This window comes from Epibacterium sp. ABV4_022 (assembly GCF_056159345.1).
The window spans coordinates 3,081,242-3,107,927 of record NZ_JBSWVA010000001.1 but is presented as its reverse complement, the minus strand read 5'-3'; the positions used below and the strand labels follow the sequence as shown (position 1 = coordinate 3,107,927).

The window sequence follows — 26,686 nt, the reverse complement described above, 5'->3', positions numbered from 1 at the left end:
TTATGTGCGGGACAGGATCAAGCAGAGGTTGTTGGCGGGCATTTCCACCGGTGCGGCGAGGGTCAGGCCCGCCTCTGCGGCCCATTTCGCTACCTGTGCGACGTCTTTGTAGCCGATGTCGGGGTCATGGGCGGTGAGTGCGGCGTGAAAACTGCGGTCTCCCTCGCTGACCAGCTGCCCGTCGCGGGCGAAGGGGCCGTAGATCACCATGCGTCCGGTGCGCGACAGTGCGGTCGCCGCCTCGGTCAGCACCGTGCGGACCTCATCGGCGCTGATCAGGTGCAGGAGGTTGGCCAGCACGATCAGATCGAAGGGGCCGATCAAGGCCCCCCAGCCGGGTGAGGTGGCATCCAGTGCGGCGGCGGTTGCAACATTCGTCAGCCTGGCCTCTGCCACATGGGCATCGATGCTGGCGCGCCGGCCGGGGTCGATATCGCTGGGCTGCCAGTCGAGGCCGGGCAGGGCGCGGGCATAGCCCACCACATGCTGGCCGGTGCCGCTGGCAATTTCCAAGGCGCGGCCCCGGGCGGGGGCCTGTGCCTCCACCACCTCCAGCAGCGGAGCAAGGTTGCGGGCGGCAGCGGGGGCAAAGAGCTTGCCGCCGTCGGTTGCCTCGGCCACCGAGGCCTGCCCGGGCACGGATCGAAATGGCATCAGGCGAACCTTTCCGGGGCGAGCGCGGCAATCAGGTCGCGGTCTATTTCCGGGTCACGGCCCGCCACCAAATCGCGCAGCAGGCGGGCCGAGGCCGGGGCGCTCTGGAACCCGTAGCCGCCCTGGCCTGCATACCACCAGAAGCCGGGCTGCCGGGGATCTTGGCCAAAGACCGGCACCCCGTCGGGGGCGAAGCTGCGTAGCCCGGCCCAGCTGGCCTCGAGCCGGGTGACCGGGGTGGTGACCATCTCCTCGTAGCGGGCCAGCCCCTCGGCCAGCACCATGTCATCCGCCCAGGCATCCTGTGGCGGCACCGGATCGGCGTCGGCGGGCGAGACCAGCAGCTTGCCGGCCTGGGGCTTGGCATACCAGGCTTCGTGCACGCCCATCAGCATCGGCCAACCGCTGACATCATGCCCGCCGGGCGCGGGCAGCTGCGCCATCGAGCGGCGCCTAGGCTGGATGCCCACGGGCCGGACCCCGGCCATCTCGGCAATCACATCGGCCCAGGCCCCGGCGGCATTGACGATCTGCCGCGCCTCAAAGCTGTCGCTGCGGGTTTCCACCAGCCAGCCCGCGCCGTGCCGGGTGATTGCGGTGACCTCCTGCCGGGGGCGGGTGTCGCCGCCGCGTTGGCGCAAGAGCTTGGTCCAGTCTCCCATCAGCCGGTCGGTGTCGATGTCGGTGGCGGTGTCATGGGCGGCCGCAAAGGCCACCTTGTCCGGGTTCAGGATCGGAACACGGGCCAGGGCCTCCGCCGCCGGTATTTCGGCCAGATCCAGCTCGGCCAGATCCGCCTCAAATCCCGCGCGCTGATCTTGGCGGGCCACCAGCATCAATCCGCGCGGGCTGAGGTAGCTGTCGCGCCCGTCGCCCGGGGTTTCGAAAAACGCGCGGCTGGCCTGCGACAGCGCCTTGATCGGGGCGGGGCCGTAGTCCTCTTCGAACATCGCGGCGGAGCGGCCCGAGGCATGAAACCCCAGCACATCCTCGCGCTCCAGCAAGAGGGTGCTACCCAGTTCCGCCAGATGCGCCGCCGCAGCAATCCCGGCCACGCCGCCGCCGATGACAAGAAAGTCGATCATGCTTCCTCCAACCGGTCTGTTGCGGGTGCGGGGCGCGGGCTGAGGGCCGAGAGGCGATCATAGAGTTCCGGCGACATGTCGAATTGGGTTGCCGCCAGCGACGGGGCGAGCTGTTCGGCAGAGCGCGCCGACAGGATCGGCGCCGGGTGCGCGGGATGCGCGGCGGCCCATGCCACGGCCAGGGTTGCGGGATCGGTGCCCAGCTCTGCGGCGATGTCCAGCAACTCGCGCGCGGTCTGATGCATCCAGTCCTGCCCGTAGCGCGCGGCATAGCGGGCGTCCTCGCTCAGCCGGCCGGAGCCACCCCGGGCGTATTTCCCGGTCAGCAGCCCGCCACCCAGCGGCGAGTAGGGCACGGGCAGAATGCTCTGATCCATGCACATCGGCAAGAGTTCCACCTCCGCCTGGCGTTTGACCAGCGAATACATCGGTTGCAGCACGTCGATTTGCAGACCAAGGCGCGCCGCCAGCGCCACGGCCTTCATCACCTGCCAGGCGGCAAAGTTGGACAGGCCCACGTGCCGGATCAACCCGCGCTGTTGCAGCTCGGCAAAACAGGTCAGCGTGTCCTCCAGCGGCGTCTCCGGGTCAAAGCGGTGCAGATACAGCAGGTCCACGCTATCAAGACCGAGCCGCTGGCGGCAGGTGTCGAATTGCGCCTGCATATTGGCCGCGCTGGCCCCGCCGGTGTAGCCGACCTTGGTTGCGATATAGAGATGTTCGCGCTCGGGCGCGATCAGCGTGCCGAGCAGCTCTTCGCTGGCGCCCTCGGTATAGACCCAGGCGGTATCGAAATGGCGCAGCCCGGCGGCCCGGCAGGCGGTGAACATCTCAGTCGAGGCCCGCGCGTCGGCACGTCCTCCGAACTGCATGCAACCAAAGGAAAAACGGCCAATGTCCTGACCTGAAATGGTGGTGAGCGGGGGGCGGCTGATCTGTGTCATGTGGCAAAGACTGACACGCGCGGACGGCAAGGGCAACGGCGAGATAAATGGGGCAGGGCCCCGGCGCGCGGTCACGATATGTCAGCAGCAACGTGAATGGATGTTTCAGGGCAATGCGGCTACATGAAACCCATGTTTGATGCCAAGATACGCCCGCTCATTGATCCGATGCTGAACGCCCAGGGTGCGCGCCTGGCAGCGCGTGGTGTGACCGCCAACCAGATCACCCTGCTGGGGCTGGCGCTGGGGCTGCTGTCGGCGCTGCTGATCGCCTGCGGCGCAACCGGCTGGGCGCTGCTGCCGCTGCTGGCTTCGCGGCTGGCCGACGGTCTGGATGGCGCGGTCGCGAGGGCCGGGAAGCCCAGCGATTTCGGCGGCTATCTCGATATCGTCTGTGATTTCACCTTCTACGGTGCGGTGCCGCTTGCCTTTGTCGCCCTGGCACCTGACGTCAACGGTCTAGCGGGGGCCGTGCTCATCTGCAGTTTCTATGTCAACGGCGCGAGTTTCCTCGGCTATGCGGTGCTGGCGGAGAAACGCGAGATGCACACCGAGGCGCGCGGGATAAAGACGCTGTATTTCACCGGCGGGTTGCTTGAAGGCGCTGAAACGATCGGGTTCTTTGTGCTTCTGTGCTGCCTGCCGGGGTCGTTTGTCCCGCTGGCCTATGTCTTTGCGGTGCTGTGCTTTGTCACCGCGGTGTCGCGGGTTGCCCTGGCCGCCCGGGTGTTCCGGGACTGAAACGCCGCACCGGCGACGCAACCGGGCGTTTCCCGAGAGGGTCCGGCAAATGGAACGCCCCGCAAGACATCCTGCGGGGCGTGATAATGCTGACGATCCCCCGAGGGGGGATGGGATCAGGCGGCTTCGGTGACCTTGGTTTTCAGGTACTTCAGCAGGTTCTCGGGGGAGGACTCGCCATAGGGGTCCTCGGCGTGGTTGTCGTCACGGCCCGGTTCTTCGAAGTAGGCTTCGACCACGCCGTCGTTGACGATCGCCGCATAGCGCCAGGAGCGCATGCCAAAGCCGAGGTTGTCCTTTGCCACCAGCATGCCGACCTTGCGGGTGAACTCGCCGGACCCATCGGGGATCACCTTGACGTTCTTGATGCCCTGGGCTTCGGCCCATTTGTTCATCACGAAGCTGTCGTTGACGGACATGCAGTAGATGTCATCGATGCCCTCGGCCTGGAAATCGGCAAAACCGTCTTCGAAACCGGGCAGCTGGTAGGTGGAGCAGGTGGGGGTGAAGGCCCCCGGCAGCGAGAACAGGATCACGCGCTTGCCCGCGAAGTAATCCGCAGTGGTCATGTCCTGCCAGCGGAACGGGTTCGGGCCCTCGATGCTGTCGTCGCGTACACGGGTGCGGAAGGTCACCTGGGGAAGTTTTTGTCCAGCAAACATGGGAGATCCTTGAAACTGTGTGGATTGCGGCCCGTGTCTTACCCGATCTGGGCGAGGGTTCAAGGGGGCAGGGCAGAAGTTCACGGAAGTGATTCAATCCCCAATGCCGCGACGCCGCATTTGCTGCTTTTGTGACCGTTTTACGGTCGCTGTGCTGTCGATTTGCCGCAGCGATCAGCTGAGCAGGGTCAGCCACAGCAGCACCGTCACCACGCAGGAGGCGGTGGCGATCAGCACCGAGGACGCTGCGACTCGTTTGGCACGACCGTACATATTGGCAAAGATGTAGCCGTTGACCCCCGGCGCCATGGCCGCGTTCAACACGCCGGAGCGGAACAGGTCCTGGCGCACATCCAGCGCCGAGCCGAGGCCAAAGACGATCGCCGGATGCAGCAGCAGTGAAATGCCGCAGACCATGGCAATGGTGCGCAGATCGCCTTCGGGGCGGTACTGCACCATGATGCCACCAAGCGCAAACAGCGCCGTGGGCAGGCCGGCAGAGGCCACCAATGCCAGCGCATCGTCCACGGGTTCCCACAGGCTGATGCCGGCCAGGTTGAACGCAAACCCGGCGAGGATCGCGAGGATCAGGTTGTTGTGGAAGATCGCATTGAGCACCGAGGTGACGGTGCGCACACCGCCCTGGCCGCGATTGCGGATGATCTCCATCGCGGTGATCCCCAGCGCGTAGCAGAACGGCGAGTGGAAGGCGATGATGGCGTAATTGCCGACCAGCGCATCCGGACCAAAGGCGCGTTCGGTGATCGGCAGCCCCAGCAGAACCGAGTTGGAGAACAGGCAGCAGAAGCCGATGGCGACGCAGTCCTCCCATTCACGTTTGAAGAGGACGCGCGCGCCCAGGAAACCGGCAAAGAAACAGGTGCCCGCCCCGGTGTAGAACGACACCAGCAGGCGCGGATCAAAGCCGGACCCGAGATCGATGCCCGCCATGGCGCGAAACAGCAGAAAGGGAATGGCGACCCCTTGGGCAAATTTCATCAGCCCGTCGATCTGGGATTGCTGGAACACGTCGCGCAGGGTGAGCCCGTAGCCGACCCCGACAACAACAAAGACCGGCAGGACGACATTGATGAGGTTGAAAATCATTGTAGGTCGTCCTGGCGCGGGGTCTGAAGGCGTTTAGATCAATAATCCGAATGAATGACCATGCCGTCGAAAGCGGGGGTGATATGGTCCGGCGTTTCGGCCTCGACGGTGTCGTAGTCCATGTCGATATGCATATTGGTCAGCACCGCGCGGGCGGGCTGCATGCGGTCGATCCAGGCCAGCGCGTCCTGATAGGAGAAATGCGTTGGATGCGGGCTGCGGCGCAGCGCATCCAGAACCCAGCAATCGAGCCCTTCGAGCAGCGGCACCACGGACTCGGGGATACGGGCGACATCCGGCAGATAGGCCAGATCGCCGATGCGGAACCCAAGCGCGTCGATGCCGCCGTGATTGACCAGAAACGGCAGGAACGGGATCGGCCCCCCGGCACCGGAGATTTCAAACGCGCCATCGATATCGCGCATCTCCAGGATCGGCGGGTAGCTCGACCCGTCGGGCTGGATGAAGGCATAGCCGAACCGGTCCATCAGATCCGCCCGGGTGGGGGCATCGGCATAGACCGGGATGCGCTCGCGCATGTTGAAAACGATCATGCGCAGATCATCGAGCCCATGCACATGATCCGCATGGGCATGGGTATAGACCACCGCATCCAGACGCCCGACGCCCGCATCGAGGAGCTGGCCGCGCATGTCCGGGCTGGTGTCGATCAGCACCGTGGTGGTGCCGTCCGGCCCGTCACGCTCCACCAGCATGGAACAGCGGCGGCGGGTGTTCTTGGGGTTGTCGGGGTCGCAGTCGCCCCAGTGGCCGCCCAGACGCGGCACGCCACCGGAAGACCCGCAGCCGAGGATCGTGAAGCGCAGTTCCGGCATCAGGCGGCGGCCTCATAGGCAGCGGCTTTCCAGAACAGGCGGTCGAAATTCTCCTGCGTGCGGGCGGCGAAGTCACCGTAGTCGAGGCCAAAGACCTCGGCGCCGACCTTGGCGGTATGGGCGGTATAGGCGGGCTCGTTGCGCTTGCCGCGATAGGGCGGCGGCGCAAGGTAGGGGCTGTCGGTTTCCACCAGGATGCGGTCGACTGGGGCCGCGGCGAAGATGTCGCGCAGTTCCTGGCTCTTGGGGAAGGCGGCAATGCCGGACATCGACAGGTAGAACCCCAGATCCAGCGCCGCACGGCCCAGTTCGGCAGAGGAGGAGAAGCAATGCATCACGCAGGAAAACTCTTTCTGCGCATGGGTTTCGCGCAGGATGCGCGCCATGTCGTCATCGGCGGCGCGGGCGTGGATGATCAGCGGCAGGCCGGTCTCCTGCGCGGCCTCGATGTGAATGCGCAGGCTCTGTTTTTGCACCTCGGCGCTGTCGCCGGTGTAGTGATAATCCAGACCGGTCTCGCCGATGCCGACGAACTTGGGATGCTGCGCCAGAGCGACCAGTTCCTCCGCCGTGGCCAGTGGCTCTTCGGCGGCACTCATCGGATGGGTGCCCGCGGCATAGAACACCGGCGCATGCGCCTCGGCCAGAGCGCGCACGGCGGGTTCGTTCTTCAGCCGGGTGCAGATGGTCACCATCCGGGTCACGCCGGCCTCTGCCGCGCGGGCGAGGACCTCGGGCAATTCGCCGTCGAAATCCGGGAAATCGAGGTGGCAGTGGCTGTCGGTGATCTGCGGGGTCGTCATGGTTGCCTCTGTCGCGGTCAAACTGTCGCGGTTGCGCCCTTGTGCGCGCCGGGCTGTCGGGCCGGTCAGCGCGCGGCGGTTTCCTGCATCTTGAACACCGTATCTAGGACCAGCGCCGCAGGGTCAAGGTTCACCGCTTGCCCGTGGCGGGTGCGGTCGGTCACGCGGGCGGCCAGGTCGGCCCAGGCCCGCGCCCTTTGGGGATCCGGCGACAGGCGCGACAGGATCGCCCCCTCGTTCGGGGCCGCTTCGGGCAGGGGCGGCTGGCCGGTGGCGCCGGTGCGCGCCAGCCGCACCAGCAGCAGGTCGATCAGCCCCAGCATCAGTTCGAACCGTTCGCCTGCGTTGCGGGCGGCGGCGCGTTCGGCCAGCGCCATCGCGCCCTGCCGGTCAAGCCGGGGCAGGCTGTCTGCGATCTTCAGGATCTCGGCATAGAGTTTCAGCCCGTCGAGCGACAACAGGCGCATCGCGGCTCCGACGGAGCCCGCGGCAAGGGCGGCAAGATGGGTCGAATCGGCGGGCAGCTCGGCCCCGGCCTGTTCCAGCGCGGCCTGCATGTCCTCGGCGGCGAGCGGCCCAAGCCGCAGGGTCCGGCAGCGCGAGCGGATCGTCGGCAGCAGGCGCGAGGGCTGATGCGAGATCAGCAGCAGCGTGGTGCGCGCTGGCGGTTCTTCGAGCATTTTCAACAGCGCGTTGGCGGCATTGACGTTCATCTCGTCGGCACTGTCGACAATGACCACGCGGCGCCCGCCCTCGGCAGAGGACAACCCGAAGAACTTGTTCAGCACCCGGATGTCATCGACCACGATCTGGTCCCTGAGGCGGCCCTTGTCGTTGTAGCTGCGGGTGATGGCGGCCATGCCCGGCTCCGCCAGGGCCTGGATGCGGTGGCTGACCGGGTGATCCGGGTCGATGTCGAGGCTGGTGGGTGGCGGCGGCGCGCCGAACAACCCGTCGTCCTCTTGTCCCGGCGTCGCCAGCAAGAACCGAGCGATGCGCCAGGCCAGCGTCGCCTTGCCCACCCCGCGCGGCCCCATGATGAGCCAGGCATGATGCAGCCGCTCCGAAGAAAAGGCGCGCAGGAAATCCGCTTCTGCCTGGCCATGGCCAAACAGCCGGGCGGTTTCACGCGGATGCGGCGCACCCTCGGCCTGATCGGCCCGCGGGAGGTCGTCGGTATCGCTCATTTGGCTGCGTCCAGCGCCTCGGTCACGATGCGCGCCACATCGGCGGCGACGCTGTCCATATCCTGCGCGCCATCGACGATGCGGAAGCGATCCGCGAATTCCTCGGCAAGCGACAGAAAGCCCGCGCGCATCTTTTTCTGAAGATCGAGGCCAAAGTCCTCGAACCGTTCCTCCGCCCCCTGACGTCCTTTGGCCCGGGCCAGTCCTGTCGCCGGATCCATGTCGATCAACAGGGTCAGATCCGGTTCGCGCCCGATCATCAGCGCATGCAGGCTGTCGACGGTGGCGCGCAGGTCGCCGCGCGAAAGCCCCTGATACATGCGGGTGCTGTCGGCGAACCGGTCGCAGATCACCACCTTGCCCGCCGCCAGCGCCGGGCGGATGGTGCGCTCCAGGTGATCGCGGCGGGCGGCGGTGAACAGCAGGATCTCGGTTTCCGCCGACCAGCGATCCGGGTCGCCCTCCAGTACCAGCCGACGGATTTCCTCCGCCCCGGGAGAGCCGCCGGGTTCGCGTGTCAGCACCACCTCCCGGCCAAGGCCGCGAAGATGGTCCGCCAGCAGGCGGCATTGAGTGGATTTGCCCGACCCGTCGATGCCCTCGAAGGTCAGAAACAGGCCGCGGCCTTGGCTGTCGTTCACAATGCGTCCTCGGGACCGTTCAGAAAGCGCTTCACCAGGACCCGGGCCGCCGTCATTACCTTGACCGGAAAGCCACCGGTGCCCACGTCGCTCTGCGCCACCAGCGGCAGGCGCATTTCGGGCAGGTCCTCGGGCTGCACAACCAGCTCGGCAAGCTGCTGACCGGCCTGGATCGGCGCGGTGACGGGGCCGGTATAGACCACTTCCGCCTTGACCGCATCATCGGAAAGCGCCGGCAGCAGGATTTGCAGATCCTCCGGCGGCACCAGTCCGACGGTGGGGCTGGCGCCCATCCAGACCTCGGCCTGTTCCACGGCCAGGCCCTCGCGGGCTATGGTCTTTTTGGTGAACTGGCGAAAGGACCAGTTGACGATCGCCTCGCTCTCTTCGGCACGGTCGAGGGTGCTGTCCATGCCGGAGATGACAAAGATCACCCGCCGGTCACCCTGCTTGGCGGATCCGACCAGCCCGTACCCGGCTTCTTCGGTGTGCCCGGTCTTGAGACCATCGGCACCGATGTCGAGTTGCAAGAGCGGGTTCCTGTTGCGGGTATTGGACGGGGCACGGCCGTCGAACTCGAATTCCTGTTCGGCAAACATCGGGTAGAATTCGGGGAAATCCTCGATCAGGTGTTCGGCCAGGATCGCCAGATCGCGCACCGACATCCGGTGGCTGGGGTCGGGCCAGCCGTTGGAGTTGGTGAAGGTGCTGTCGGTCATGCCCATCTCGCGGGCGCGCCGGGTCATGTAGCGGGCAAAGCCGGCCTCTGTGCCATCGGGGCTGAGCGCCTCGGCAATCACCGCGCAGGCGTCATTGCCCGACAGCACGATGATACCGCGCAGCAGATCCTCGACCCGCACCCGGTCGGTGGTGTCCAGGAACATGGTGGAGCCCTTGTAGCTCATGGCGTGTTCGCTGACCGGCAGCCGCTCGTCCATCGTGAGGCGGCCGTCGCGCACCGCCTCAAAGGCGACATAGAGCGTCATCAGCTTCGACATCGAGGCCGGCGGCAGCGGCGCGTTGGCGTTCTTGTCCAGCAGGACCGTGTTGGTGCCCTGATCCACCACAAAGGCGGCCCGCGCCTTGGTGTCAAAGGCAAGCGCGGCGGGGGCGGCTGCTGCCAGCCACAGGCCGGCCAGGGCGCCGAGGCGGAGAACAGGGGTAAAGCGGATGGTCATGGGGAAGGGTCTCCCTTCGTCGCTTGTCTCATATCGCTGATCCGGGCGCGGGCCCGGGTCAGTTGGTCACCGCATAGGCATCGCCAAAGCCCGCGTCCTTCACGGCCTTGAGCAATTGCGACCGCTCGCCCTTGGACTGTGCCGGGCCGACGACAACACGCCAGAAGGGTTTGCCGTTGGAGGATTGCTCATAGACCGTGGGAATGATGCCGGCATTGCGCATCTGGTCGGCGGTGCGTTTGGCATTGGTCTCGACGCTGAAGATGCCGATCTGGATATAGGGTTTTGCCAGCGCGGAGCGTTGCGGCGCCGCGGGCTGCGATGGGGCAGGGGCTGGGGCCGGTGTGGCCGCCGGCGCGGTGGCCTCGATCGCCGCTGCGGCGCCGCCCGCGATGGGATCGAGCGCCTGGGTTTCGACCTCCGCGCTCGCCGCGACCGGGGCCGCGTCGTCCTCGAGGCCTTCGATCTCCGGCACCGCGGTCTCCGGCGGGGTTTCCTCAACCGCCTCGCGCCGCAGGGCCGTGACATTCAGTTCCACCGGCGCGCCAGCCAGCATCGACAGCGCCGAGGCCGCATCGGAGGACACCTGCAAGCGCGGCCCGGGCAGGGCGCGTTCGCGGCGGAACAGCGCCCCGATCACGAATTTGCCGTTGGCATTGTTGCGAATGATGACGCGTTCGGGTTCGTTGACATCCGGATGCGCGACCCAGACACCACCGATCGAGGGGCGCCCGTCCCAGAGGCCCGCTTCGGTGACCTGAAAGACATCCGGGGCTTCAACATCCCGTTCCACGAGTTTGGTGGAATTGCTGGCCTGGCCCTGGGTGTCCTCGCCCTTGGGCTGGAGGAACGAAAGGTTCGCGCCCTCTTCGCAGGCGGTCAACGCCAATGTGCTGACCAAGGCCAGGGCCAACCCCGCCCTGGCGGGCTTGCGCGGGGCCGCTCGTTTCAAGTTTCTATCGCTCATGCGCCTGTCCTGCCTGCTCATGGTCCGCCTGTATCCGTGTTCGCCTCAGCGCTTGCGCCCAAAGCACCGCTGTCGCGGCATCTGTTCGGGCTGTGCCGGTTTTCCGGTCTTCCGCGCCTTTGAGCAAACCATAAACGCTGTGATTTGGTATGGAAACCCTGCCTTTCCGCCTGAGCGGGGCAATGGGCGACAGATTGCGTGTTTGTGATGTTGGCGGCAATGCGGCGCGTCTTGCGGATTTCTCCTTGCCACTGCGCCATCGGCATCCTAAACCGCTCCGCAGTTCGATCTGTGACCGGGGAGGTGGCAGAGTGGTCGAATGCGGCGGTCTTGAAAACCGTTGAACGTGAGAGCGTTCCCAGGGTTCGAATCCCTGTCTCCCCGCCATTAAATCAATGGGTTACAAGCTTTCGTGCAGACCTCGGAAACGTCCACAACTTGGCGGTTTCCCACGAAATTTCCCACTTTCACGTTTTACCCCATTTTTGTTCTCGTAGGTTTTGGGCCTCTTTTGCGAGGCGTTTTTGGTTCGCTCCTTTGGAATATTTCTGCACCATGGAGAGGCTCTTGTGTCCTGTAATTGCCGCGATCTGGTGATCTGTGCAGCCAGCCTCCGCTAGCTCGCCCGCAGCACTGTACCTGAGCCCGTGGAGGGAATAATCCATCAGACCAGCGGCTCTACGCACGCGAATAACCTGCTTTTGCAACTGATCATAATTCAACTGGTGCCCCGTTTCACACGTCAGAATGAAGCGCGACTCTGAGGACTCAATCCCGTCCAGAACACCAGTGAGCCGCTTGGTGAATGGGATCCAAAGCCGCACCTTAGTTTTACCTTGAGTGACCCAAATGCCCCCATCTTCGATATCCTCCCACTTCATTATTGTGAGGTCCGATGCGCGCTGCCCCGTGCCCAGAGCGAGCTCAAAAATCAGGAGCGCAAGGCCATCTGCTTGCGTGCGATAGGCCTCAATGGCAGAGGCTGGCCATGGTTTGTGCCCCTCCCCGGTCTTGATCTTTGCGATGCCCTTTGCCGGGTTCTCGCGCTGCCAGTCCAGATGCGATAGCATGCTCAAACAGGATCGACAGCATATGGGGAATATAATTTGCAAAGCGCGCCCTGTGTCGGTTCGCCATCTGCGCCTCGATCACGACCGAACGGCGCATTTTCGTCGGATCCCGGTCCCCGATTGTATCGGCGATATACTCAAGCACCTTGGAGTAATCTGCCCGGGTTCTCGATGCCAGGCGTTCCCATCTTGGAGATAGCTTATACGATGCAATCAGCTTGTGAAACGTGAGGCGGTTGGACAAACGCCCCTCCCCTCGCATCAAGCGCCAGTACTCTCTGTCGTACTCTTCACTTGCCGGGTCGTCCGGTAGTCGAACGTAAACGCCATTCTTTCGGAAGTACTGATATTTCTTGCCACTGACCGTTTTCGTGGTCGTGTATTTCTTTTTTACCATTGTACATCTTCGTAGCTATGGATCATCTGCCCGCGCACAACAGCGCGGAGCTCCTCCGCATCCCAGCGATCATGCGATCCGATCTGCCTCGGCCTTGGCAGTATTCCCTGTTGCACGAGATCGCGAAATTGCCTGACCTCCATGTCAAACATCTTTGCCGCTGATTTCTCCCCAACAGCGATGGGAAACAGATTTGCCATTAATCCGCCTCACTTGTGAGCGTATTGATACGAGGTGGATGGTCTGATCGCCTTGACCTCATTTTGGGCATAGCTTGCATCTTAAAGCCTGTCGGTAATTCGCTCGGGACGCGTGTAGCTTCGCGTGAGTGGCGGCATCGCCCCGAGCGCTGCCGGAAATGCGGCAGGTGGTGTAAGTGGTGATCAGCGCGGTGCTGGCGCGGGCAATTGCCCGCTGTAAGGGCAATCCGGGCGGCTATCGCTGGCGCAGCGGGGCACGCGCGCGGAGGCGGTCTTGATCCAGCTGCTCAGGGCGCTTTGGCGGGATGTACCAGTGCATTGAATGCCCATCAGCTCGACCAGCCAGAGCGCCTCGTCATAGACCCATGCGTCTGACATCGGCGCAGTAACGCGACCGCCGAGGTCTGAGAATTGTTCAGACCTCTGATGCATTGGGGTCGCCTTGAGCGTCTCAGTCGCGGCATAGAGCGCGAGGGTATTGATCGCGGTGGATGATGCGCGGACGGTGGGCAACTTGGAGGATTGATCCGCCCGCGCCAGATCCGCACCGCGGCAGCGGTGCGAAACCTCGGGACAATCGGCGGCGCGCAATCCTCCAACGCGCCGCGCGTGTTCATTGGTCTCAGAGGGGCGGGGCCCTCGGGATGCGTCCGCCATGGATGCGGAAGCGTGAGAGATAGGGTTTGTCATTGCGGGTGCGCCTCGCCTTACGCCGCATGGGGGCCATGCGGGGTGATCTGGCGATCTGCCATGACACGGCGGACCTTCTGGCCGACGCGGTCGAGAACCTGCTCGGTCGGTTCCGGCGTCGGCGCCGGGCGCTCGACCAAGTGCGCGGCCCGCAGGCGCGCCGGGTCAAAGCCCTGGCCGCGTGCGGCCTTCAGAGTTGCCCAGGCTGTTGTGAAAAGATGCGGGCTGTCGAGGTGGGCCTCGGGCGAGCCTGCGATCTGCTGCGCGTCCCGCAGCACAGTTTCCAGTCTGTCTTGCATTCAATCCTCCATCGGTTGATGATCGCACGATAATTCACAAAAAGTGGATATTGCAGCAATAAAAACACAAATTGTGGATTTTTGAGCTTCATCAAGTGATTCAATGCTCTGCAAAGCGAGGGATCCCGACACCTCAGAAGATCGATTGACCTGTGTTAGGACGAAGTTCTATTCATGGAACAAAAACGGAACACGCAACAGGCAAAAGAGCGTATGAAGGTAGTGGATAAGAGGTTAGACAGGATGATCGAGATTGCAGACGAGTTGGACGTGCCTCTGGATCACGTGGTGAAGCACATCGGCCGGAGCGATCAGAGGGCTTTTGAGGCAGTCTCGGAGAGGCCATCCCTTCTGCCCCGGTATATGAAATCCAACGTTACACCGTAGGTTTCACAGAGTCTCTCGGCGCTTTCTACGGGGATTCGCCGGAGACCTTTCTCCCAGTTGTTCACTTGAGTCGCGTTGAAGCCGTGCTTGGCAGCCCATTCCTTCTGGTTCGCGTCGGGAGCGAACGCTTTGCGAATGGCGACTAGGCGATCAGCGATCTCAGGGTAAGATTTGTTGGCTATGTTCATAGGCTCTTTGGATCACATTTTGTGAATTTTGGGCAAACCACAAAATGTGGACTTGGGTGAATCCACAAAACGTGGATATTGCGCTTATGATGAACGTTTCCCAGATAGCCGACATGATCGGCAGAAAAGAGATCGCAGATACTGTCAGCGTTGGGCCTACAGCCGTGAGCAATGCGATAGCGCGGGGGGCCTTTCCGGCGTCCTGGTATCTGAGCATCAAGGTCTTGTGCGAGGCTCGGGGCGTGAAATGCGAAACCGCATGGTTCGCGATGGTGCGACCTTCCTCGCAGAAGGACGCAGCCGCATGAGCCGCCCGCGTCTAACCCTGATCGTGAACAATGATCTGCCATGCGACCAGCCTGGCATGTCAGCTGACCAAGCGTCTTGGTCAAATCAATTGGACCCTCATGCGCTGAAGGTCAGCGCGCCTGACCTTTGGTCGGCCTATTTCCACGCGCGGTTTCACAGCCCGCGCGAGGTGGCGCTGTTTTGCGATGTCTCGTTTCAGACCGCGCTCAACTGGTGGGGCGCGGTGACAGCGCCCGCCAGCCATACCGCCTTGCTGATGATCCTCACCGATCCCGGCGCGGCGGCGTTCTTTCAGGATCAATTGGCGAGGGCCGCATGATGGCGCAGAATTCCTCACCCCGGATCGAGCGGATCGCCTATCAGATCTGGTGGCTGATCCAGGACAGTGCCGGCGAATGCACCCTGCGGGATATGGCGGAGTTTACCGGCGCTTCGATGCGCACCTGCACCCAGATCTGCCGCTATCGCGGCTGGGCCGGGGCCTATCGCAAGATGGCGCAGAGATCCGCGGTGGAGAGCGATCCCCGGATGATCGAGGCGCTGGATGGTGAGCTGTCGGCTCTGTTCGGGGAGGCCGCCTGATGTTGAATGCAGCAGGCTTGCAGCCGGTCCCGACCGATGATCTGCCGGAGTATCCGCTGGGTTCAGAGGACCGGCTCGACAGCCATTACTTCATGGCCTGGGAACGGCGGCGCTGGCTCAACTCCGACATGCGGCTCAAGGGCACGCCGGAGTGCCGGGCGCTCTTTTTTGATCTGATCAATATCTCTTACGACCAGACGCCGGTCGGCACGGTGCCGCAGGATCTGGAAATTCTGGCAAAGCTCTTGCTGGTGGATCCGGGGCACTTTCGCGCGTTGTGCAAGCTGGACTATGGCCCGCTGCACAAATGGACGCCCTGTATCTGCGAGGGCGGCGAGGTTCGGCTGATGCACCCGATGGTGCTGCGCACGCTGACGGAGGCGCTGTCACGCAAGGAGGACAACCGCGCCAAGCATGAGGCGGCCAACGCCGCCAAGCGGTTGCAGCGGCTGCGCTCCACCGTGGCAGGTTATCACGCGGAGCTGGCGAAGAATGACGCCGCCATCCGTTGGATGGATGAATGGCTTGTCCAGGAGGGCTGCGAATACCGCAACGCCACCTGGATCGAGCGCGCGATGCAGTCCTGGTCAACGCATATGTTTGACCTCGGGCAGGCACGCTCCGGAACCCACCGAACAATGTCCTGACACTGTCCAAGACTGTCCGGCGGACAGTTCAAGACAGTCTCGGACAGTCTCGGACTGTCCTGCACGACAGGGACAGAGACAGAGACATAACAAAACAGAAGGACAGTCGCCGGACACATTGGCGTCGGCGGCTGTGGATAACTCGGATTTGCTGAGAAAAGAGGTGCAGAGATGGATGCAAAGGAACAGGCCGCCGGTGAGGCGCGGGTGCAGGAATTGTTGATCACGCCGCTGGAGGCGCTGGGGCTGGCGCGGCCCTCGACGCTGACCAAGGCGCAGTTTGCGGTGATGCTGGGCGAGTTGCGCCAGAAGCTGGCGTATATGTCGCCGGCGAGTCTCGCGGTGCTGCGGGATTGGGTTGAGGCGCACCCTGGCGGCAAGGACAAGGATCGGTTTCCGATTGGGCTCAAGATCCTGAACAAGGCGCGGGAAATCCAGCCGCCGGAGAGCGGACCGTCGCCGCTGATGCTCAAGGTGTTCGGGCATGCACTGGGGCAGGAGGCGCTGGCCGGAGGCTGGGCGCCCGAGCTGCTGCGCTATCTGAGGGGCGCGCGGGAATGGCCCGGTCGCTACACCATCACCCAGATCCGCAATGAGGCGGATGGGGCGGTGCGCCGGATGGCGGACATCGAAATGCGGGCAGGGCGCGGGGATCACCTGTCTACCGAGGATGCGCGCTTTCGGGCGCGGCGGGCAGAGGCTCTGCAGAAATGCCGGGAGATCGCAGACCAGGCGCAGCGGGGTGCAGCAGCATGAGCGAGCATGTCGTGATTGTCGCACCCGATGGCGTGGCGGATCTGACCCCGGTGGCAAAGTTTATGGCGGCGCGCCAACGGCGATTGCAGGCGGAGGAGGAACGCATCCAGGCGGTGAAAGAGCAGGGCCATGTGCCAGAGGTCTGCGGCGATGCGATCCCCGAGGCGCCGGCCCGCGGAGCGGTCCGCGTGTTCCAGCCGATGAGCCTGTTTCCCGATGGTGAAAACGACTGGAAAGCCCGCCCCTCTGGTTATCGTGGCCGGTCGGCCATGCAGCGGGCGGATGTGTTCGACGTCATGACTGCCAAGGCGGCCAGCAACGGCAAGCCCGCGCCCTTCACCCGCGCGCAGGTGGCTGCAGGGCGGTATTATCGGGATCTGGTCGAGCGCCACGCCTGCGCCGGAGTGCGCTGCTCCTCTGTCGAGGCCATCCGCAGCGGCGGTGGTGGTGGCAGTGGTAGCTTCATCGATGCGGTGTTGCGGGATCGCGAAGAGATCGAGCGGATCCAAAGGCGCATCGGCACGGGTACTGCCATGGCCGTGCGCAAGATCCGTCCGTCCAAACGCGGTTCACGTGAGAACATCACGGATCGACGGCTGGTGGATATGGTGTGCCTGGAGGGCAAGCCGATCAGCGCCGTGCTGCGGGCGCATGGGTGGAGTGCCCAGGGGCAGACGTCCGGTGCGTTGCGGCAGGCATTGGCGGAGGCGTTGGAGCGGATGGTTTGGTGAGGGCTGAAATCAGCCCAATGAAGGCATTCGCTCTGCAGCTGCATCCGGTGGCCCTGCCTACTGGCAGGGCGGACTCCGGACCTTCGCTGGGCACGAGGAGAACGGCAGAAAGTCGAATTTAGCTTAGATCTGTGCGCACCTATAGGATTGCCCAATGCACTAAAGACGCTATTATATCAGCGTTAAAGTCGCCTACAGAATGCCCAGTCGTGCCTCCACCTTAAAGCATCAAAGCCAAAGCACTAAGTTTCGAGGTATTAGTTAAGTGATTTCAGAAGGCTACTATGGTTCAGGGAGAACACGATTACTGGCTCGACCTTGGGGCCGTCGCTGACGACGCGCAGTGCACGCACTCGCTCAAGATCGAACAAATTCATGGCATCGAACCGCTAGACGCACAACTTCGCGTATGGCCCAAGAGAACTGTCCCCGAGGTTTTGTGCAGCCCGATGTTTGGTACGCATGAGACAAGAGGTCCTGTGATCAGGCCAGCAGCAGACCAAGTGGATCCTAAGTCTTCGATGCAGACTTACGCGATTCTTGATGCAAGCAAAGTTCCAAATTTAACCGACATGCTTGCGGTTTCTGAGCTGGAGCACCGATGTCTCTTTAAGGGGCGGGCTTTTGAAGAGTTGAAAGAGGTCGCGCCTTGGCTTGTAAGGTTGGATGATGATAACTCCTTCACGCGCAACCTGTTCACTCGCTCAGATGCGGCGTGGCATCTTTGGGACAATGAGCCTGGCATCTACTTTCGTTCATGCGAAACGCTTGAGGATGTCTGGCGGCACCTTCGAAAGTTCACACGTATTCAAGATCCCCAAGGAAAATGGTACTATATTCGTTATTACGATCCAGCGGTTGCGCTGGGGCTGTTCTCTCAAGAAGCCTATTGGAAAGCCATGCTGGATTCGAGAGTGCTCTCCTCTGCGCTTGTACTCAAAGACGGCACCGTACATATCGTTAGATGTAATCATGAACACGAAACATCTTCGAAAGCGGCATTTGACTTCGAGCTCGAGAGACGGGCGGAGTTAGAGCGCAAGCTTGAGAGAAATACCCAGCAAGTAATTACCAATCTGGATATCCCAAGGGAGCATCGTGACGATGCTGCAAGGGTTGCAATTGCCTGCATGAGACGAATGATGGCGTTTGGCTTCACAAATACTCGCCATTTACGCGTTCTAGCTGCCTGGGAGCTTTCCTTCGGTATTCGATACGAGGAGTTTGACCCGGAGGGAACGTTGCTGAACATATGCCTGAGCAAAGCACCGGCACTTCGCCGCTTCAAGAAACTTCAGAAACGGATGGATGAAGTATCCTTCCAACGGAGGATCATCTGAAATGGCTGACGGTACTGCATCAAGCATTGCTGACCAAACCCCTGAAATGGCAGGAGATGGGTCAATTTCGACCTTTTGCGCGACATGCCCCAATTGGATTGAGATTCAATTCCAGTCCCGAATTCCCGAGAATATGCCAACATACATGGCGATTGCGGGCCTCCAAGCTGGGGATATTCCGGTAGAAGAGGCCGGACTGCAGTATGCCGTTACCGATGTCGAACAAGAGGCCTTCGAAACGCGTGGGCGAATTGACCCGCGAGGTTTCGCTAGGGTCGATTTGCCCAGTGATTTGAGAGAAGTCCAATTCGCTTTTGGAAGCGAACGTCCTGACGATGTCCTCGGTGTGCCAGAGGGGGAAGTACCCGGGGATCGTGCATCTGATGAACATTGGGCTGTGGACATAGGGCGCGGCGCATTGACAGGCCTTGAGCGCGGCATCAACGGCATGATGCGAGCTGCGGACGACTTTGGCTTTTGGATTGGGTGGAACCCAGGAATGGTTAAAGTCGACGGCGAATGGGTCTGGATGGACACGCAAGAACGAGCGGAGTTCTTTGAAACCAACGGCCGACCTGAATTCATGGATTTAGGCCTCGCGAGGCCAGGGGGAACAGCTGGACAGATTACTGAGGGCGTCACACAGTTTTTGGTTGGATTTATTCCGGCGGTCCGAGCAGTACGTCTCGTAGGTGCAGCAAGGGTTGTTGGGTCGACAGGAACCTATATGGCAGCGGGCGTCATTGCCGATGCGACTGTGTTTGACCCTCACGAGCAGCGTCTAGCCAATTTGGTTCAAAAGTACCCTCGCCTGAAAAACCCGATTACCGAGTATCTAGCCTCTGATCCCAATGACAGTGCGGCGGAAGGACGCCTAAAGAATGCCTTAGAGGGGCTTGTTTTTGGCGCGGTTCTTGATCGCTTCGTTGCAGGCCTCCGGGTGATGAGATCGGGGATCAACCGCATGGTCGTCACTCTCAGAACCCAATACAGATATATTTTCGACACCGAGTCACTGGACACTGTGATTTTCGTATTACTAAAGGCAGCTCGAACTATTGAACCGCAGATAACTCCGTTACTTCAATCGCTTGCGACGCGTTTCAACGGTCATATGGTCGGGCTGGACTTCCGCTTCAAATCCGAAGAGTCTCTCGCGCGGAAAATTTCCGGTGAAGCTGTTGAAACGGGGGAGTACTATTCGAAAGTCGCGGAGCGAATGAAGGATGTTCTCCGCTATACGACCATATTCCCAGACGAGACCTATGCCGCCGGTGTGCGCGCCACACGTTCTGAACTGCTCGCAAAAGGGTTCTCCGAAGTGAAGTTCAAGAACACATGGGGAAACGTCGGATACAAGGGGATCAACGCAGTTTATCAGACGGCAGAGGGGTTCAAGTTTGAGCTTCAATTCCATACTGCAGCAAGTTACCAAGCCAAGGAGACAGGTACGCACGCTCTATATGAGCAACAGCGGATCCTCGAGCGAGGTTCGAAGGCGTGGAGAGAGCTTGAAGACGCCCAAAACGCGATTTTTGACCAGATACCCGTTCCCAGTGAAGCAGGAGGTTTGAAATGACCGAAAAATTGAAAATTTGGACGAAAGAAGATGTCGACCGATTGCTTCAGAACATCGACTATGAGGCCGCGAAGAAAGATACGCACACGCTTAATTACTACCGCGATGAAAACGATGAATACGACGAATTGGAGGTCGCGGTGTTTGTCGTGTTGGAATGGGTGCGTGATGATCATGAACACAACATAAAAAGTTCGACGGTTCGCGGCACACAGCGGATGGGGTGGTTTTGGGATGCTTTCAATGCGCGAAAACGCCGAGAGGAGTACGGCGACGTCGGCGATCACTGTCTAATCTCAGAAGATGAGGCACGAGAAACCGTGAAGGCTATGGGGTTGGATCTTGACGACGCAAAACGCCATCTCATCGACAGCTTCACGAAGGCAAATGGATACGCGCCTGTCATGCTGCCGGTTGATCCCAAGTGGGAAACTCGTCGCGACAATGCTCTCAAACGCCGTGGCTTAGCTCCAAAGGGATAGTTGATGACGCAAGGTAAAGACAGGGATCTCCGCAATGCCGCACTCGAGCTTGCACGGAAAGCTCATGCGGGGCAGGTCGACAAGCTTGGAGTTCCATATATAGAACATGTTCGTGCGGTTGCCTCCGCAGTCAGGCATCTCGGGTTGAACTTCGAAATTGTGGGCCTGCTGCATGACAGTTTGGAAGACTGCACAGATTGCAGCTCGGTGTCGATGGCAATTCTAACTGAACGGTTTGGCCCGGAGATCGCAGAAGCTGTGGCTGCTATGACCAAACAACCGCACGAGGATTATGACACACAATATCTTCCGCGTGTTATGAGCAACCCAATCGCCGCGGCAGTCAAGCGCGCAGACGTAGCGCATAATAAAAGCCGTCTTCATCTCCTTGACCCAACCGTAAGGAGTAGGCTCGCCGCGAAATATAGCGGCTTTGTTGCGCGCTTTGGTGACGCGTAGATTCTGGACCTGTTGATTTTGTTTCCAGAAACTTTGTTGCGTGTCTTTGTATCTGAGTTGTAAGACATCCGATAGGTGATCCACCTGCGAAAACGTGCCCTCCTCGGGGGGATTGGCGTAAGGTGTTGCAAAACACCAAGCTACCAGATGAGCCACGACACCAACCAACAAATGTGCGAAATGACGCACTGCATCGCAGCGTCCCGCCTCATGGCCAATGTCCGCTACGGGCCGTTAGTTCCTTCTAACAAAAGCGCGGCGCGGATGGCTGGGCGGTGGATCTAAATCACCCCGCCAACCGCTGACGAAGCGGCCCGGCAACCCCGGGGGGAGGGGCCGAAGGAATTCCGGATGCGCTGGCAACCGGAGGGGGAGCCTTTTTCTGCGCAAAGCAGAAATTGAATAGAAAAAGCCACATGAACAAGGAGTTGATCGGGATATGCGAGGGCGCAGACCGGCAGAGGAAAAAGTTGTGGCCCTGGCGGAAGAGGGCGCACCGCTTCACAATCTGGAAGAGCGGGCGCGGCTGCGCCTGGAGGAGATCCGGCCCGAGGGGCTGACCGGCGAACTGCGCTGGACCTTTGACCGGCTGGCGCTGCCGCTGTGTCACCCGACCGTGGATCGGCTCAAACCCAGCAATGTGATGATGTTCAAACAGCTCTGCAAAGCGGTGCTGCGGTTTGAACGTCTGGAGCGGGAACTGGAAGAGGCCGGCGAGACCTATGAGAGCGAGACGCGCAACGGGGTGCAGATCAAGGCGCGGCCCGAGGTGGCGCAGCTCAATGAGACGTTCCGTGTTGATGTCACGCGGTATAGGTCGATCCAAGGCAACTGGCCGAGTTCTGTCCCTGAAACTGCTGGCATCGTTGTGTTAAGGTTGCGATGTGTATGGATCACTTCCTGGTCAGCAGACTTCCAATAGATACCTATTCACGATTGAACGTCTACTTCGAAGCCTGGCGATGAGCCGAAACGACCCTAGAGAGTCCACCTTCAGCGGATCGGTACAATGGGTGCATGAGCGGTACGATTTTCGCGACTGGACTGCGAAGCGGTTGACCGATATTCGGGCAGCGCAGACGCAAATTCCGAGGTCAGCTGGGCGGGCGAAACCCGCCAAATCTCCCTTGAGCGGACCTTCAGGTTAGCTCGGCCGGTCAGGACCGTTGCTGCTCTTGGCACGTATGTCGGAGAAGCGCAGTTAGCGACATTTGCAGAGTCACCGTATCTGGCAGTTGAGCGGCTATCCAATGCTGCACGAGCAATGGAAGGATCGGACCTTCGCTGCGCGTGCAGCCGCCAACCATCATCGAACGGAAGTGATGCGGGACGAAGCGGACAATTCAAAAGCGGCTTGGAATGTCCGCTGTTGATTTTTGCTCTTGTCAACGTTAACCGGGTTGCCTGTCTCAACCCCGAGCCCCATGGAAGTCCGATGTAATCGCAGCGCACAAAATCAAACCAACACCTTGGCACACCCTGCCGGGTGTTTTTGTGCGACCAATCGATACATTGTGAGACTTTTATGAATATCCAGAAGTACCCGCGTACGCGGCACATTGAAGGCTCGCGCCTTCAGTTGGGCGATATGGCGGATGACAAACCAATCAAAGAGCTTTCAGGCCAGCCTCTGATTGTTGAAGAAAAGCTCGACGGAGCCAATTCCGCCGTATCATTTGACGTGGATGGCAACCTGCTGCTGCAAAGCCGTGGGCACTATCTGACAGGCGGTGGCCGCGAACGTCACTTCTCTTTGCTCAAGACCTGGGCTGCGGCCCATGCACATGCCCTGCACCCGGTGCTGGGGCATCGTTTTGTTATGTATGGCGAATGGATGTATGCCAAACACACTGTGTTCTATGACCGGCTGCCGCATTACTTCATGGAGTTCGATGTGCTGGACCGAGACACCGGCCTGTTCCTGAGCACGGCGGCTCGTCGGGCGTTGCTGACCGGACTGCCGATCATGCCAGTGCCGGTCGTCCATACAGGCGAAATCAGGTCCGTCGATCAACTGATCAGCCTCACCCGGCCTTCGCCTTACAAATCCACGGACTGGCGTGATGCAATGTTGATTGCAGCAGAGCGGTCCGGCAGCCGTCCTGACATGGTTGACCAGCAGACAGAGGAGAGCGACCTAGCCGAAGGGCTTTATCTAAAGCAGGAAAGTGCGGACCATGTGGAGGACCGCTTTAAGTTTGTCCGCGCTGACTTTTTGCAGGCGATTGAAGCCGCTGACGGGCATTGGCAAGACCGTCCAATCCTGCCGAACGGCTTGGCCGATGGTGTCGATATCTTTGCACCCACTCTGGGTGCGGAGGGGGCCTACGATGCGTAAGCCTATCAAACACGCCGTCACACATGACCACCTGCTGGCCTTGGTTCCCACCGGCCCAGCTTGGCAGGTGGATTGGGATGAGATTTGGCCACTGTGGTCGGAACTTGCCACCCTCGACGCCTGCCCGCAGGACCCAATCCATCATGCTGAGGGCGATGTCGGGACGCACACACGAATGGTGGTCGAGGCTCTGGTGGCGGACCCAGACTGGCAAGGCCTTCCCGAAGTGGACCGGACGAACTTATTCTGGGCCGCCGTCTTGCATGATATCGGCAAGCCCGCAGTCACAAAGCATGAGGATGGCGGACGCATTTCCTCCCGTGGTCACTCCCGTGTTGGTGCATCCATTGCAAGGGAACTGCTGTGGTATGCGGGGTCTCCGTTTGCGTGGCGTGAAGCGCTGTGCGGGATCATCGCCGACCACCAACTGCCGTTCTGGCTGATCGAACGGCCTGATCCGCAACGTATGGCTATTGAGACATCGTGGCGGTGCAGGCCGGATCACCTTTGCCTTCATGCCAAGGCCGACGCCATGGGTCGCAAATGTGAGAACCAGCAATCCATCTTGGAGAATGTGAGCCTCGCCGCATTGACCTTCCAAGAGGCCAACTGTTGGGATCACCAATTTGCCTTCGCCAATGATGAAAGCCGAGTTGCTTTTTTTGAGTTGGAAGAGCGAGACCCGCACTATGAGGCCCACGAGGCGTTCCCTTGTACGGTTACCGTCATGTCAGGTTTGCCGGGTTCGGGGAAGGATACCTGGATCGGGAAACACCGCCCAGAACATCCTGTCGTCAGCCTTGATTTGATCCGAGACGAACTAGGCGTCTCGGCAACTGACAATCAAGGCCAGGTCATCCAGGCTGCGCATGAACAGGCGAGAGAGCACCTACGGGCCGGGCGTGATTTTGTTTGGAACGCTACCAATGTGACCCGACAGAACCGATCAAGGGTTCTGCGGTTACTGCGTGACTACGGTGCCCGGATTGAGATTGTTTATCTCGAAGTTAGCCCAGATCAACTGCGCCGCCAGAACAGAGATCGACCAGATGCCGTGCCCGAAGCTGTTATTACGCATCTGTCCAAAAAGACTGAGCCGCCGCAGTTGTGGGAAGCGCATGGGGTAAATCTGGTGTAGCACGCCGCGCGAATGTGGAAATTTAAGCGTAACGCAGCATCGGTCAACAAGGGCTCACAGCCGCCTTGCGGCACTGCGGCAGCGTAGTTGCAACGAAACCGCGCTTGGTCTTCGCTGCCAGAGGTCGCCAGCCAGCCCAAGCAAGACATTCGTTCTGCACATGCACCCGTTGGCCCTGCCTACTGGCAGGGCGGTGAGCGGTCGTTCGCCGCAGTCGCAGAGCAGTGGACTACAAACGCAAAAGCCTGATCTCGTGCGCTGCACTGCTGCTATATAGCAAGTCTCCCACCGAACGACCCAAGTGGCACGACGTACCTGCTGAACCAACCTCGATTTGAGGATTTGATGGCGAACAGTACGATTGTAAAGCAAAAGGCGGGGGAGGTAGCAAGCCACCTCCCCCTTTGTAGACGCTTCTAAAGAGTATGCGCCTTACTCTACCTACAAGCAAAGCACAGCAGCTCCCCAGTGTCAATCTTTGGCGTCGCCTCGGTGCCGTCGGTAGTCCAACCGTATCACCGCGAAAACGGCACTCAGATTTATAAGCGCCATAAATGCCACAACTGCAGTGAGCCACCCATCATTCACATCGATTGAAATCCAGAAGCCTATCGATGCGACGAAGAGGAAAAAAAGCGCCGTTAGAATTATTTTCATCCATCCAGATATTTCACTCTTGAAGCTTGCTCGACGCATTCTGGCTTCGCTTAGGTTTCCAGATGCTATCGATTGATAAATAACTGCCATGGAAAATGGGTCATTAAAGTACCCAGAGTGTGCGGCGAGGGGGAAAGGGGCTCCGATTGGCGCGACCTCAATGTTATCCACTCCAATAGCATCTCCCTTGTCGCCGTTCGTCTCCATTGCTTGAAGTAGGCAGTTGATCTCTGAACTCACAAGATCGTACCTGCTCCAAAAATTGACTATTCGCGGCCCGCCATGTTCCCCCCAAGCTGGCCGATCCAAAAGGTAAGGATTGCTATGCCTAACTCGATGATAGCGATGGTTCTCACCGCTATCTGCATAAAAGAGACTTGCAATCTTTTGAATCGGACTTCCAATTGTAAAGATGTGGCTAACCTTTCTCACCTCAGCAACAGATTTCTTACGGTCAGCTTCAGAGATATTTGTGGCTCTGCAGAGGGAATTGAGGCGAAGAAAAGCATCCAGAATTATCGCCGACCCCAAGCTGTGACCAACCAAGACGCAGCGAGTACAGTTATTGTCCGACAAGACATCCTGAATCAAATCTTTGGCTAAATTCACTCTTCTCTCGCGTGTCAAAAACCCTTCATGACCTTCATGCATGGTTGTCCACGCCATGACGTCTGATATCAATCTTCGGGAAAGGGCCCACGCGCCAGAGACCGCTAGAAGCGTTGCCAGGAAAGCTACAGTTTGGGAAGTCACTTCGGTTTTCAGGAAGTCAAATTCGATCACCCCAACAAGCTCGCTTGATACAAAGAAAAAGAGTGTATACGTGAATATCAAAAGCGCCAGAAGTGGTGTGGAGACCACCAGGGCCTTCAAGAAAGCTTGTAAATTACTTTTTATCAACCCTCTCCGCCAAGCCAAAGCCAGCTTCTGAAGGTTATCCCTTTCTTGGGCACTTGAGCTTTCTGACAAATACTTTTTAAAATCGCGAAACCGGCCTTCCGGAAATCTCTCCCTATTTTCACTGTTGTCAAATTCAGAGTACCTCTTCTCCATCTTTCTTCTGAGGTCGCCACTTACCTCTAGCTTGTTCAACATGCGCCGTTTGAGGGTAGGATACTTACGCCAGCGCGAAGTAGAGGTAAAAATAAATGTGAACGCAATTTTGAGAATCCACAGCAAAACGCCAAATATCCCTGGGTTCTTGTGCTGATCACTAGCCCAATATGCCTCATAGACACGGTATTTCTTGACAGGCCGGGGCTTGTCTCGGATGCGTTGAAATCTTGCAAATTCTACATAGTTGCGGAATGATCCCTTGTCTTTTGATGATGCCTCAATTTCGCTACTTATTTCTCTTATGTATCCAAGCTCAGATGGATTCTCGCGGTTACCTTGTCGATCCAGTGCGTCTATAAAATTAGCCGCACTAAGGTATTCTCGCGGACTTCCAATTCCGTGACAGAAAATAATAGATGTGTACTTGGTCAAAGCGCCCTCATACTAGACTTTGTTTTGCAAACAACCCCCGCGTGCTTCGGTAGCTTTAGATTCCAATGCCACGAAAACTGCAAGGGTGGAAAATTTAAGCTTTCGCTTGCCTCCGCCTGTCGGCGTCGCATAAGAGCGATGGAC

30 protein-coding genes and 1 tRNA gene are annotated in these 26,686 nt (G+C 60.1%); 14 read left to right on the top strand and 17 right to left on the bottom strand.

Going from position 1 to position 26,686, the window contains the following annotated elements; genetic code table 11:
- From ACXAF5_RS14770 to ACXAF5_RS14760, 3 genes are read right to left on the bottom strand one after another with little or no spacing between them, the layout of a single operon-like run.
- The gene (locus ACXAF5_RS14770; RefSeq protein WP_474947167.1) at positions 1-654 is read right to left on the bottom strand and encodes a DUF938 domain-containing protein; all 654 of its coding nucleotides are present in this window, start codon (positions 652-654) and stop codon (positions 1-3) included.
- On the bottom strand, positions 654-1,739 hold the full coding sequence (locus tag ACXAF5_RS14765) for an NAD(P)/FAD-dependent oxidoreductase (protein ID WP_474947166.1): 1,086 nt from the start codon (positions 1,737-1,739) through the stop codon (positions 654-656). The genes ACXAF5_RS14770 and ACXAF5_RS14765 overlap by 1 nt, the downstream gene beginning before the upstream one ends.
- On the bottom strand, positions 1,736-2,683 hold the full coding sequence (locus tag ACXAF5_RS14760) for an aldo/keto reductase (RefSeq protein ID WP_474947165.1): 948 nt from the start codon (positions 2,681-2,683) through the stop codon (positions 1,736-1,738). The genes ACXAF5_RS14765 and ACXAF5_RS14760 overlap by 4 nt, the downstream gene beginning before the upstream one ends.
- 132 nt (positions 2,684-2,815) lie before the next feature.
- On the opposite strand from ACXAF5_RS14760, the gene ACXAF5_RS14755 reads away from it, so the two are divergent.
- Positions 2,816-3,424: a CDP-alcohol phosphatidyltransferase family protein gene (locus ACXAF5_RS14755; protein ID WP_474947838.1), complete on the top strand. Its 609-nt coding sequence runs from the start codon at positions 2,816-2,818 to the stop codon at positions 3,422-3,424.
- A gap of 116 nt (positions 3,425-3,540) precedes the next feature.
- On the opposite strand, the gene ACXAF5_RS14750 is transcribed toward ACXAF5_RS14755, so the two are convergent.
- The 8 genes from ACXAF5_RS14750 to ACXAF5_RS14715 form a co-directional block, all read right to left on the bottom strand.
- Complete coding sequence (locus tag ACXAF5_RS14750; RefSeq protein WP_239322864.1) at positions 3,541-4,086, bottom strand: peroxiredoxin; 546 nt, start codon at positions 4,084-4,086, stop codon at positions 3,541-3,543.
- 174 nt (positions 4,087-4,260) lie between these two features.
- Positions 4,261-5,193 carry an AEC family transporter gene (locus tag ACXAF5_RS14745; RefSeq protein ID WP_474947164.1) on the bottom strand — a complete coding sequence of 311 codons (933 nt, stop codon included), beginning with the start codon at positions 5,191-5,193 and terminating at the stop codon, positions 4,261-4,263.
- Positions 5,194-5,231: 38 nt separating this feature from the next.
- Positions 5,232-6,029 carry an MBL fold metallo-hydrolase gene (locus tag ACXAF5_RS14740; RefSeq protein WP_239367190.1) on the bottom strand — a complete coding sequence of 266 codons (798 nt, stop codon included), beginning with the start codon at positions 6,027-6,029 and terminating at the stop codon, positions 5,232-5,234.
- Positions 6,029-6,832 carry a TatD family hydrolase gene (locus ACXAF5_RS14735; protein WP_474947163.1) on the bottom strand — a complete coding sequence of 268 codons (804 nt, stop codon included), beginning with the start codon at positions 6,830-6,832 and terminating at the stop codon, positions 6,029-6,031. The genes ACXAF5_RS14740 and ACXAF5_RS14735 overlap by 1 nt, the downstream gene beginning before the upstream one ends.
- Before the next feature lie 65 nt (positions 6,833-6,897).
- The gene (locus ACXAF5_RS14730) at positions 6,898-8,019 is read right to left on the bottom strand and encodes a DNA polymerase III subunit delta' (protein WP_474947162.1); all 1,122 of its coding nucleotides are present in this window, start codon (positions 8,017-8,019) and stop codon (positions 6,898-6,900) included.
- Positions 8,016-8,660: a dTMP kinase gene (tmk, locus tag ACXAF5_RS14725; protein ID WP_474947161.1), complete on the bottom strand. Its 645-nt coding sequence runs from the start codon at positions 8,658-8,660 to the stop codon at positions 8,016-8,018. Before tmk ends, ACXAF5_RS14730 begins: the two co-directional genes overlap by 4 nt.
- Positions 8,657-9,838 carry a D-alanyl-D-alanine carboxypeptidase family protein gene (locus ACXAF5_RS14720; protein ID WP_239322870.1) on the bottom strand — a complete coding sequence of 394 codons (1,182 nt, stop codon included), beginning with the start codon at positions 9,836-9,838 and terminating at the stop codon, positions 8,657-8,659. Before ACXAF5_RS14720 ends, tmk begins: the two co-directional genes overlap by 4 nt.
- Before the next feature lie 58 nt (positions 9,839-9,896).
- Positions 9,897-10,805: an SPOR domain-containing protein gene (locus ACXAF5_RS14715; RefSeq protein WP_474947160.1), complete on the bottom strand. Its 909-nt coding sequence runs from the start codon at positions 10,803-10,805 to the stop codon at positions 9,897-9,899.
- A 297-nt stretch (positions 10,806-11,102) separates the two neighbouring features.
- Between ACXAF5_RS14715 and ACXAF5_RS14710 the strand changes: the two genes are divergently transcribed.
- Positions 11,103-11,192, top strand: a tRNA-Ser gene (locus ACXAF5_RS14710).
- 80 nt (positions 11,193-11,272) lie between these two features.
- Here the strand turns inward: ACXAF5_RS14710 and ACXAF5_RS14705 are convergent.
- From ACXAF5_RS14705 to ACXAF5_RS14685, 5 genes are all read right to left on the bottom strand, one after another.
- Positions 11,273-11,686 (bottom strand): tyrosine-type recombinase/integrase, encoded by a 414-nt coding sequence (locus ACXAF5_RS14705; protein ID WP_474947159.1) that lies wholly within the window; start codon positions 11,684-11,686, stop codon positions 11,273-11,275.
- A gap of 88 nt (positions 11,687-11,774) precedes the next feature.
- Positions 11,775-12,272 (bottom strand): hypothetical protein, encoded by a 498-nt coding sequence (locus ACXAF5_RS14700; protein WP_474947158.1) that lies wholly within the window; start codon positions 12,270-12,272, stop codon positions 11,775-11,777.
- 383 nt (positions 12,273-12,655) lie between these two features.
- Positions 12,656-13,129: a hypothetical protein gene (locus tag ACXAF5_RS14695; protein ID WP_474947157.1), complete on the bottom strand. Its 474-nt coding sequence runs from the start codon at positions 13,127-13,129 to the stop codon at positions 12,656-12,658.
- 50 nt (positions 13,130-13,179) lie between these two features.
- A complete protein-coding gene (locus ACXAF5_RS14690; protein WP_474947156.1) occupies positions 13,180-13,461 on the bottom strand; it encodes a hypothetical protein in 282 nt (93 codons plus the stop codon).
- Positions 13,462-13,772: 311 nt separating this feature from the next.
- Positions 13,773-14,036, bottom strand: coding sequence for a helix-turn-helix domain-containing protein (locus tag ACXAF5_RS14685; protein ID WP_065332141.1), 264 nt, complete (start codon positions 14,034-14,036; stop codon positions 13,773-13,775).
- A 304-nt stretch (positions 14,037-14,340) separates the two neighbouring features.
- On the opposite strand from ACXAF5_RS14685, the gene ACXAF5_RS14680 reads away from it, so the two are divergent.
- From ACXAF5_RS14680 to ACXAF5_RS14625, 12 genes are all read left to right on the top strand, one after another.
- On the top strand, positions 14,341-14,664 hold the full coding sequence (locus ACXAF5_RS14680) for a hypothetical protein (protein WP_474946823.1): 324 nt from the start codon (positions 14,341-14,343) through the stop codon (positions 14,662-14,664).
- A complete protein-coding gene (locus ACXAF5_RS14675) occupies positions 14,664-14,927 on the top strand; it encodes a hypothetical protein (protein ID WP_474947155.1) in 264 nt (87 codons plus the stop codon). The genes ACXAF5_RS14680 and ACXAF5_RS14675 overlap by 1 nt, the downstream gene beginning before the upstream one ends.
- The gene (locus tag ACXAF5_RS14670) at positions 14,927-15,574 is read left to right on the top strand and encodes a hypothetical protein (protein ID WP_474947154.1); all 648 of its coding nucleotides are present in this window, start codon (positions 14,927-14,929) and stop codon (positions 15,572-15,574) included. Before ACXAF5_RS14675 ends, ACXAF5_RS14670 begins: the two co-directional genes overlap by 1 nt.
- A 171-nt stretch (positions 15,575-15,745) precedes the next feature.
- A complete protein-coding gene (locus tag ACXAF5_RS14665) occupies positions 15,746-16,330 on the top strand; it encodes a hypothetical protein (RefSeq protein WP_474947153.1) in 585 nt (194 codons plus the stop codon).
- Complete coding sequence (locus tag ACXAF5_RS14660; protein WP_474947152.1) at positions 16,327-17,061, top strand: hypothetical protein; 735 nt, start codon at positions 16,327-16,329, stop codon at positions 17,059-17,061. Before ACXAF5_RS14665 ends, ACXAF5_RS14660 begins: the two co-directional genes overlap by 4 nt.
- Positions 17,062-17,345: 284 nt before the next feature.
- A complete protein-coding gene (locus ACXAF5_RS14655) occupies positions 17,346-18,401 on the top strand; it encodes a DUF4123 domain-containing protein (protein ID WP_474947151.1) in 1,056 nt (351 codons plus the stop codon).
- 1 nt (position 18,402) lies between these two features.
- Positions 18,403-19,980 (top strand): hypothetical protein, encoded by a 1,578-nt coding sequence (locus tag ACXAF5_RS14650; RefSeq protein ID WP_474947150.1) that lies wholly within the window; start codon positions 18,403-18,405, stop codon positions 19,978-19,980.
- A complete protein-coding gene (locus ACXAF5_RS14645; RefSeq protein WP_474947149.1) occupies positions 19,977-20,462 on the top strand; it encodes a hypothetical protein in 486 nt (161 codons plus the stop codon). The genes ACXAF5_RS14650 and ACXAF5_RS14645 overlap by 4 nt, the downstream gene beginning before the upstream one ends.
- A 3-nt stretch (positions 20,463-20,465) precedes the next feature.
- Positions 20,466-20,921 (top strand): HD domain-containing protein, encoded by a 456-nt coding sequence (locus ACXAF5_RS14640; protein WP_474947148.1) that lies wholly within the window; start codon positions 20,466-20,468, stop codon positions 20,919-20,921.
- A 439-nt stretch (positions 20,922-21,360) separates the two neighbouring features.
- Positions 21,361-21,843, top strand: a complete 483-nt coding sequence (locus ACXAF5_RS14635) for a P27 family phage terminase small subunit (protein ID WP_474947147.1) — start codon at positions 21,361-21,363, stop codon at positions 21,841-21,843.
- Between the two features lie 603 nt (positions 21,844-22,446).
- A complete protein-coding gene (locus ACXAF5_RS14630) occupies positions 22,447-23,259 on the top strand; it encodes an RNA ligase family protein (protein WP_474947146.1) in 813 nt (270 codons plus the stop codon).
- Positions 23,252-24,397, top strand: a complete 1,146-nt coding sequence (locus ACXAF5_RS14625; RefSeq protein WP_474947145.1) for an AAA family ATPase — start codon at positions 23,252-23,254, stop codon at positions 24,395-24,397. The genes ACXAF5_RS14630 and ACXAF5_RS14625 overlap by 8 nt, the downstream gene beginning before the upstream one ends.
- A gap of 471 nt (positions 24,398-24,868) precedes the next feature.
- Here ACXAF5_RS14625 and ACXAF5_RS14620 read toward each other — a convergent pair whose 3' ends face one another.
- Entirely contained in the window at positions 24,869-26,542 is a 1,674-nt protein-coding gene (locus ACXAF5_RS14620; protein WP_474947144.1) for an alpha/beta hydrolase family protein, read from the bottom strand.
- Positions 26,543-26,686 lie beyond the last annotated feature (144 nt).

What these genes read in the sequence shown, in the direction of transcription:
- ACXAF5_RS14675 (WP_474947155.1), top strand. Translation starts at nt 14,664, where the DNA reads ATGGCGCAGAATTCCTCACCCCGGATCGAGCGGATCGCCTATCAGATC.
- ACXAF5_RS14760 (WP_474947165.1), bottom strand. Translation starts at nt 2,683, where the DNA reads ATGACACAGATCAGCCGCCCCCCGCTCACCACCATTTCAGGTCAGGAC.
- ACXAF5_RS14745 (WP_474947164.1), bottom strand. Translation starts at nt 5,193, where the DNA reads ATGATTTTCAACCTCATCAATGTCGTCCTGCCGGTCTTTGTTGTTGTC.
- ACXAF5_RS14660 (WP_474947152.1), top strand. Translation starts at nt 16,327, where the DNA reads ATGAGCGAGCATGTCGTGATTGTCGCACCCGATGGCGTGGCGGATCTG.
- ACXAF5_RS14720 (WP_239322870.1), bottom strand. Translation starts at nt 9,838, where the DNA reads ATGACCATCCGCTTTACCCCTGTTCTCCGCCTCGGCGCCCTGGCCGGC.
- ACXAF5_RS14655 (WP_474947151.1), top strand. Translation starts at nt 17,346, where the DNA reads ATGGTTCAGGGAGAACACGATTACTGGCTCGACCTTGGGGCCGTCGCT.
- ACXAF5_RS14640 (WP_474947148.1), top strand. Translation starts at nt 20,466, where the DNA reads ATGACGCAAGGTAAAGACAGGGATCTCCGCAATGCCGCACTCGAGCTT.
- ACXAF5_RS14685 (WP_065332141.1), bottom strand. Translation starts at nt 14,036, where the DNA reads ATGAACATAGCCAACAAATCTTACCCTGAGATCGCTGATCGCCTAGTC.
- ACXAF5_RS14635 (WP_474947147.1), top strand. Translation starts at nt 21,361, where the DNA reads ATGCGAGGGCGCAGACCGGCAGAGGAAAAAGTTGTGGCCCTGGCGGAA.
- ACXAF5_RS14770 (WP_474947167.1), bottom strand. Translation starts at nt 654, where the DNA reads ATGCCATTTCGATCCGTGCCCGGGCAGGCCTCGGTGGCCGAGGCAACC.
- ACXAF5_RS14680 (WP_474946823.1), top strand. Translation starts at nt 14,341, where the DNA reads ATGAGCCGCCCGCGTCTAACCCTGATCGTGAACAATGATCTGCCATGC.
- ACXAF5_RS14665 (WP_474947153.1), top strand. Translation starts at nt 15,746, where the DNA reads ATGGATGCAAAGGAACAGGCCGCCGGTGAGGCGCGGGTGCAGGAATTG.
- ACXAF5_RS14750 (WP_239322864.1), bottom strand. Translation starts at nt 4,086, where the DNA reads ATGTTTGCTGGACAAAAACTTCCCCAGGTGACCTTCCGCACCCGTGTA.
- ACXAF5_RS14715 (WP_474947160.1), bottom strand. Translation starts at nt 10,805, where the DNA reads ATGAGCGATAGAAACTTGAAACGAGCGGCCCCGCGCAAGCCCGCCAGG.
- ACXAF5_RS14670 (WP_474947154.1), top strand. Translation starts at nt 14,927, where the DNA reads ATGTTGAATGCAGCAGGCTTGCAGCCGGTCCCGACCGATGATCTGCCG.
- ACXAF5_RS14740 (WP_239367190.1), bottom strand. Translation starts at nt 6,029, where the DNA reads ATGCCGGAACTGCGCTTCACGATCCTCGGCTGCGGGTCTTCCGGTGGC.
- ACXAF5_RS14735 (WP_474947163.1), bottom strand. Translation starts at nt 6,832, where the DNA reads ATGACGACCCCGCAGATCACCGACAGCCACTGCCACCTCGATTTCCCG.
- ACXAF5_RS14630 (WP_474947146.1), top strand. Translation starts at nt 22,447, where the DNA reads ATGAATATCCAGAAGTACCCGCGTACGCGGCACATTGAAGGCTCGCGC.
- ACXAF5_RS14765 (WP_474947166.1), bottom strand. Translation starts at nt 1,739, where the DNA reads ATGATCGACTTTCTTGTCATCGGCGGCGGCGTGGCCGGGATTGCTGCG.
- ACXAF5_RS14625 (WP_474947145.1), top strand. Translation starts at nt 23,252, where the DNA reads ATGCGTAAGCCTATCAAACACGCCGTCACACATGACCACCTGCTGGCC.
- ACXAF5_RS14650 (WP_474947150.1), top strand. Translation starts at nt 18,403, where the DNA reads ATGGCTGACGGTACTGCATCAAGCATTGCTGACCAAACCCCTGAAATG.
- ACXAF5_RS14700 (WP_474947158.1), bottom strand. Translation starts at nt 12,272, where the DNA reads ATGGTAAAAAAGAAATACACGACCACGAAAACGGTCAGTGGCAAGAAA.
- ACXAF5_RS14755 (WP_474947838.1), top strand. Translation starts at nt 2,816, where the DNA reads ATGTTTGATGCCAAGATACGCCCGCTCATTGATCCGATGCTGAACGCC.
- ACXAF5_RS14695 (WP_474947157.1), bottom strand. Translation starts at nt 13,129, where the DNA reads ATGGCGGACGCATCCCGAGGGCCCCGCCCCTCTGAGACCAATGAACAC.
- ACXAF5_RS14705 (WP_474947159.1), bottom strand. Translation starts at nt 11,686, where the DNA reads ATGAAGTGGGAGGATATCGAAGATGGGGGCATTTGGGTCACTCAAGGT.
- ACXAF5_RS14690 (WP_474947156.1), bottom strand. Translation starts at nt 13,461, where the DNA reads ATGCAAGACAGACTGGAAACTGTGCTGCGGGACGCGCAGCAGATCGCA.
- ACXAF5_RS14730 (WP_474947162.1), bottom strand. Translation starts at nt 8,019, where the DNA reads ATGAGCGATACCGACGACCTCCCGCGGGCCGATCAGGCCGAGGGTGCG.
- ACXAF5_RS14645 (WP_474947149.1), top strand. Translation starts at nt 19,977, where the DNA reads ATGACCGAAAAATTGAAAATTTGGACGAAAGAAGATGTCGACCGATTG.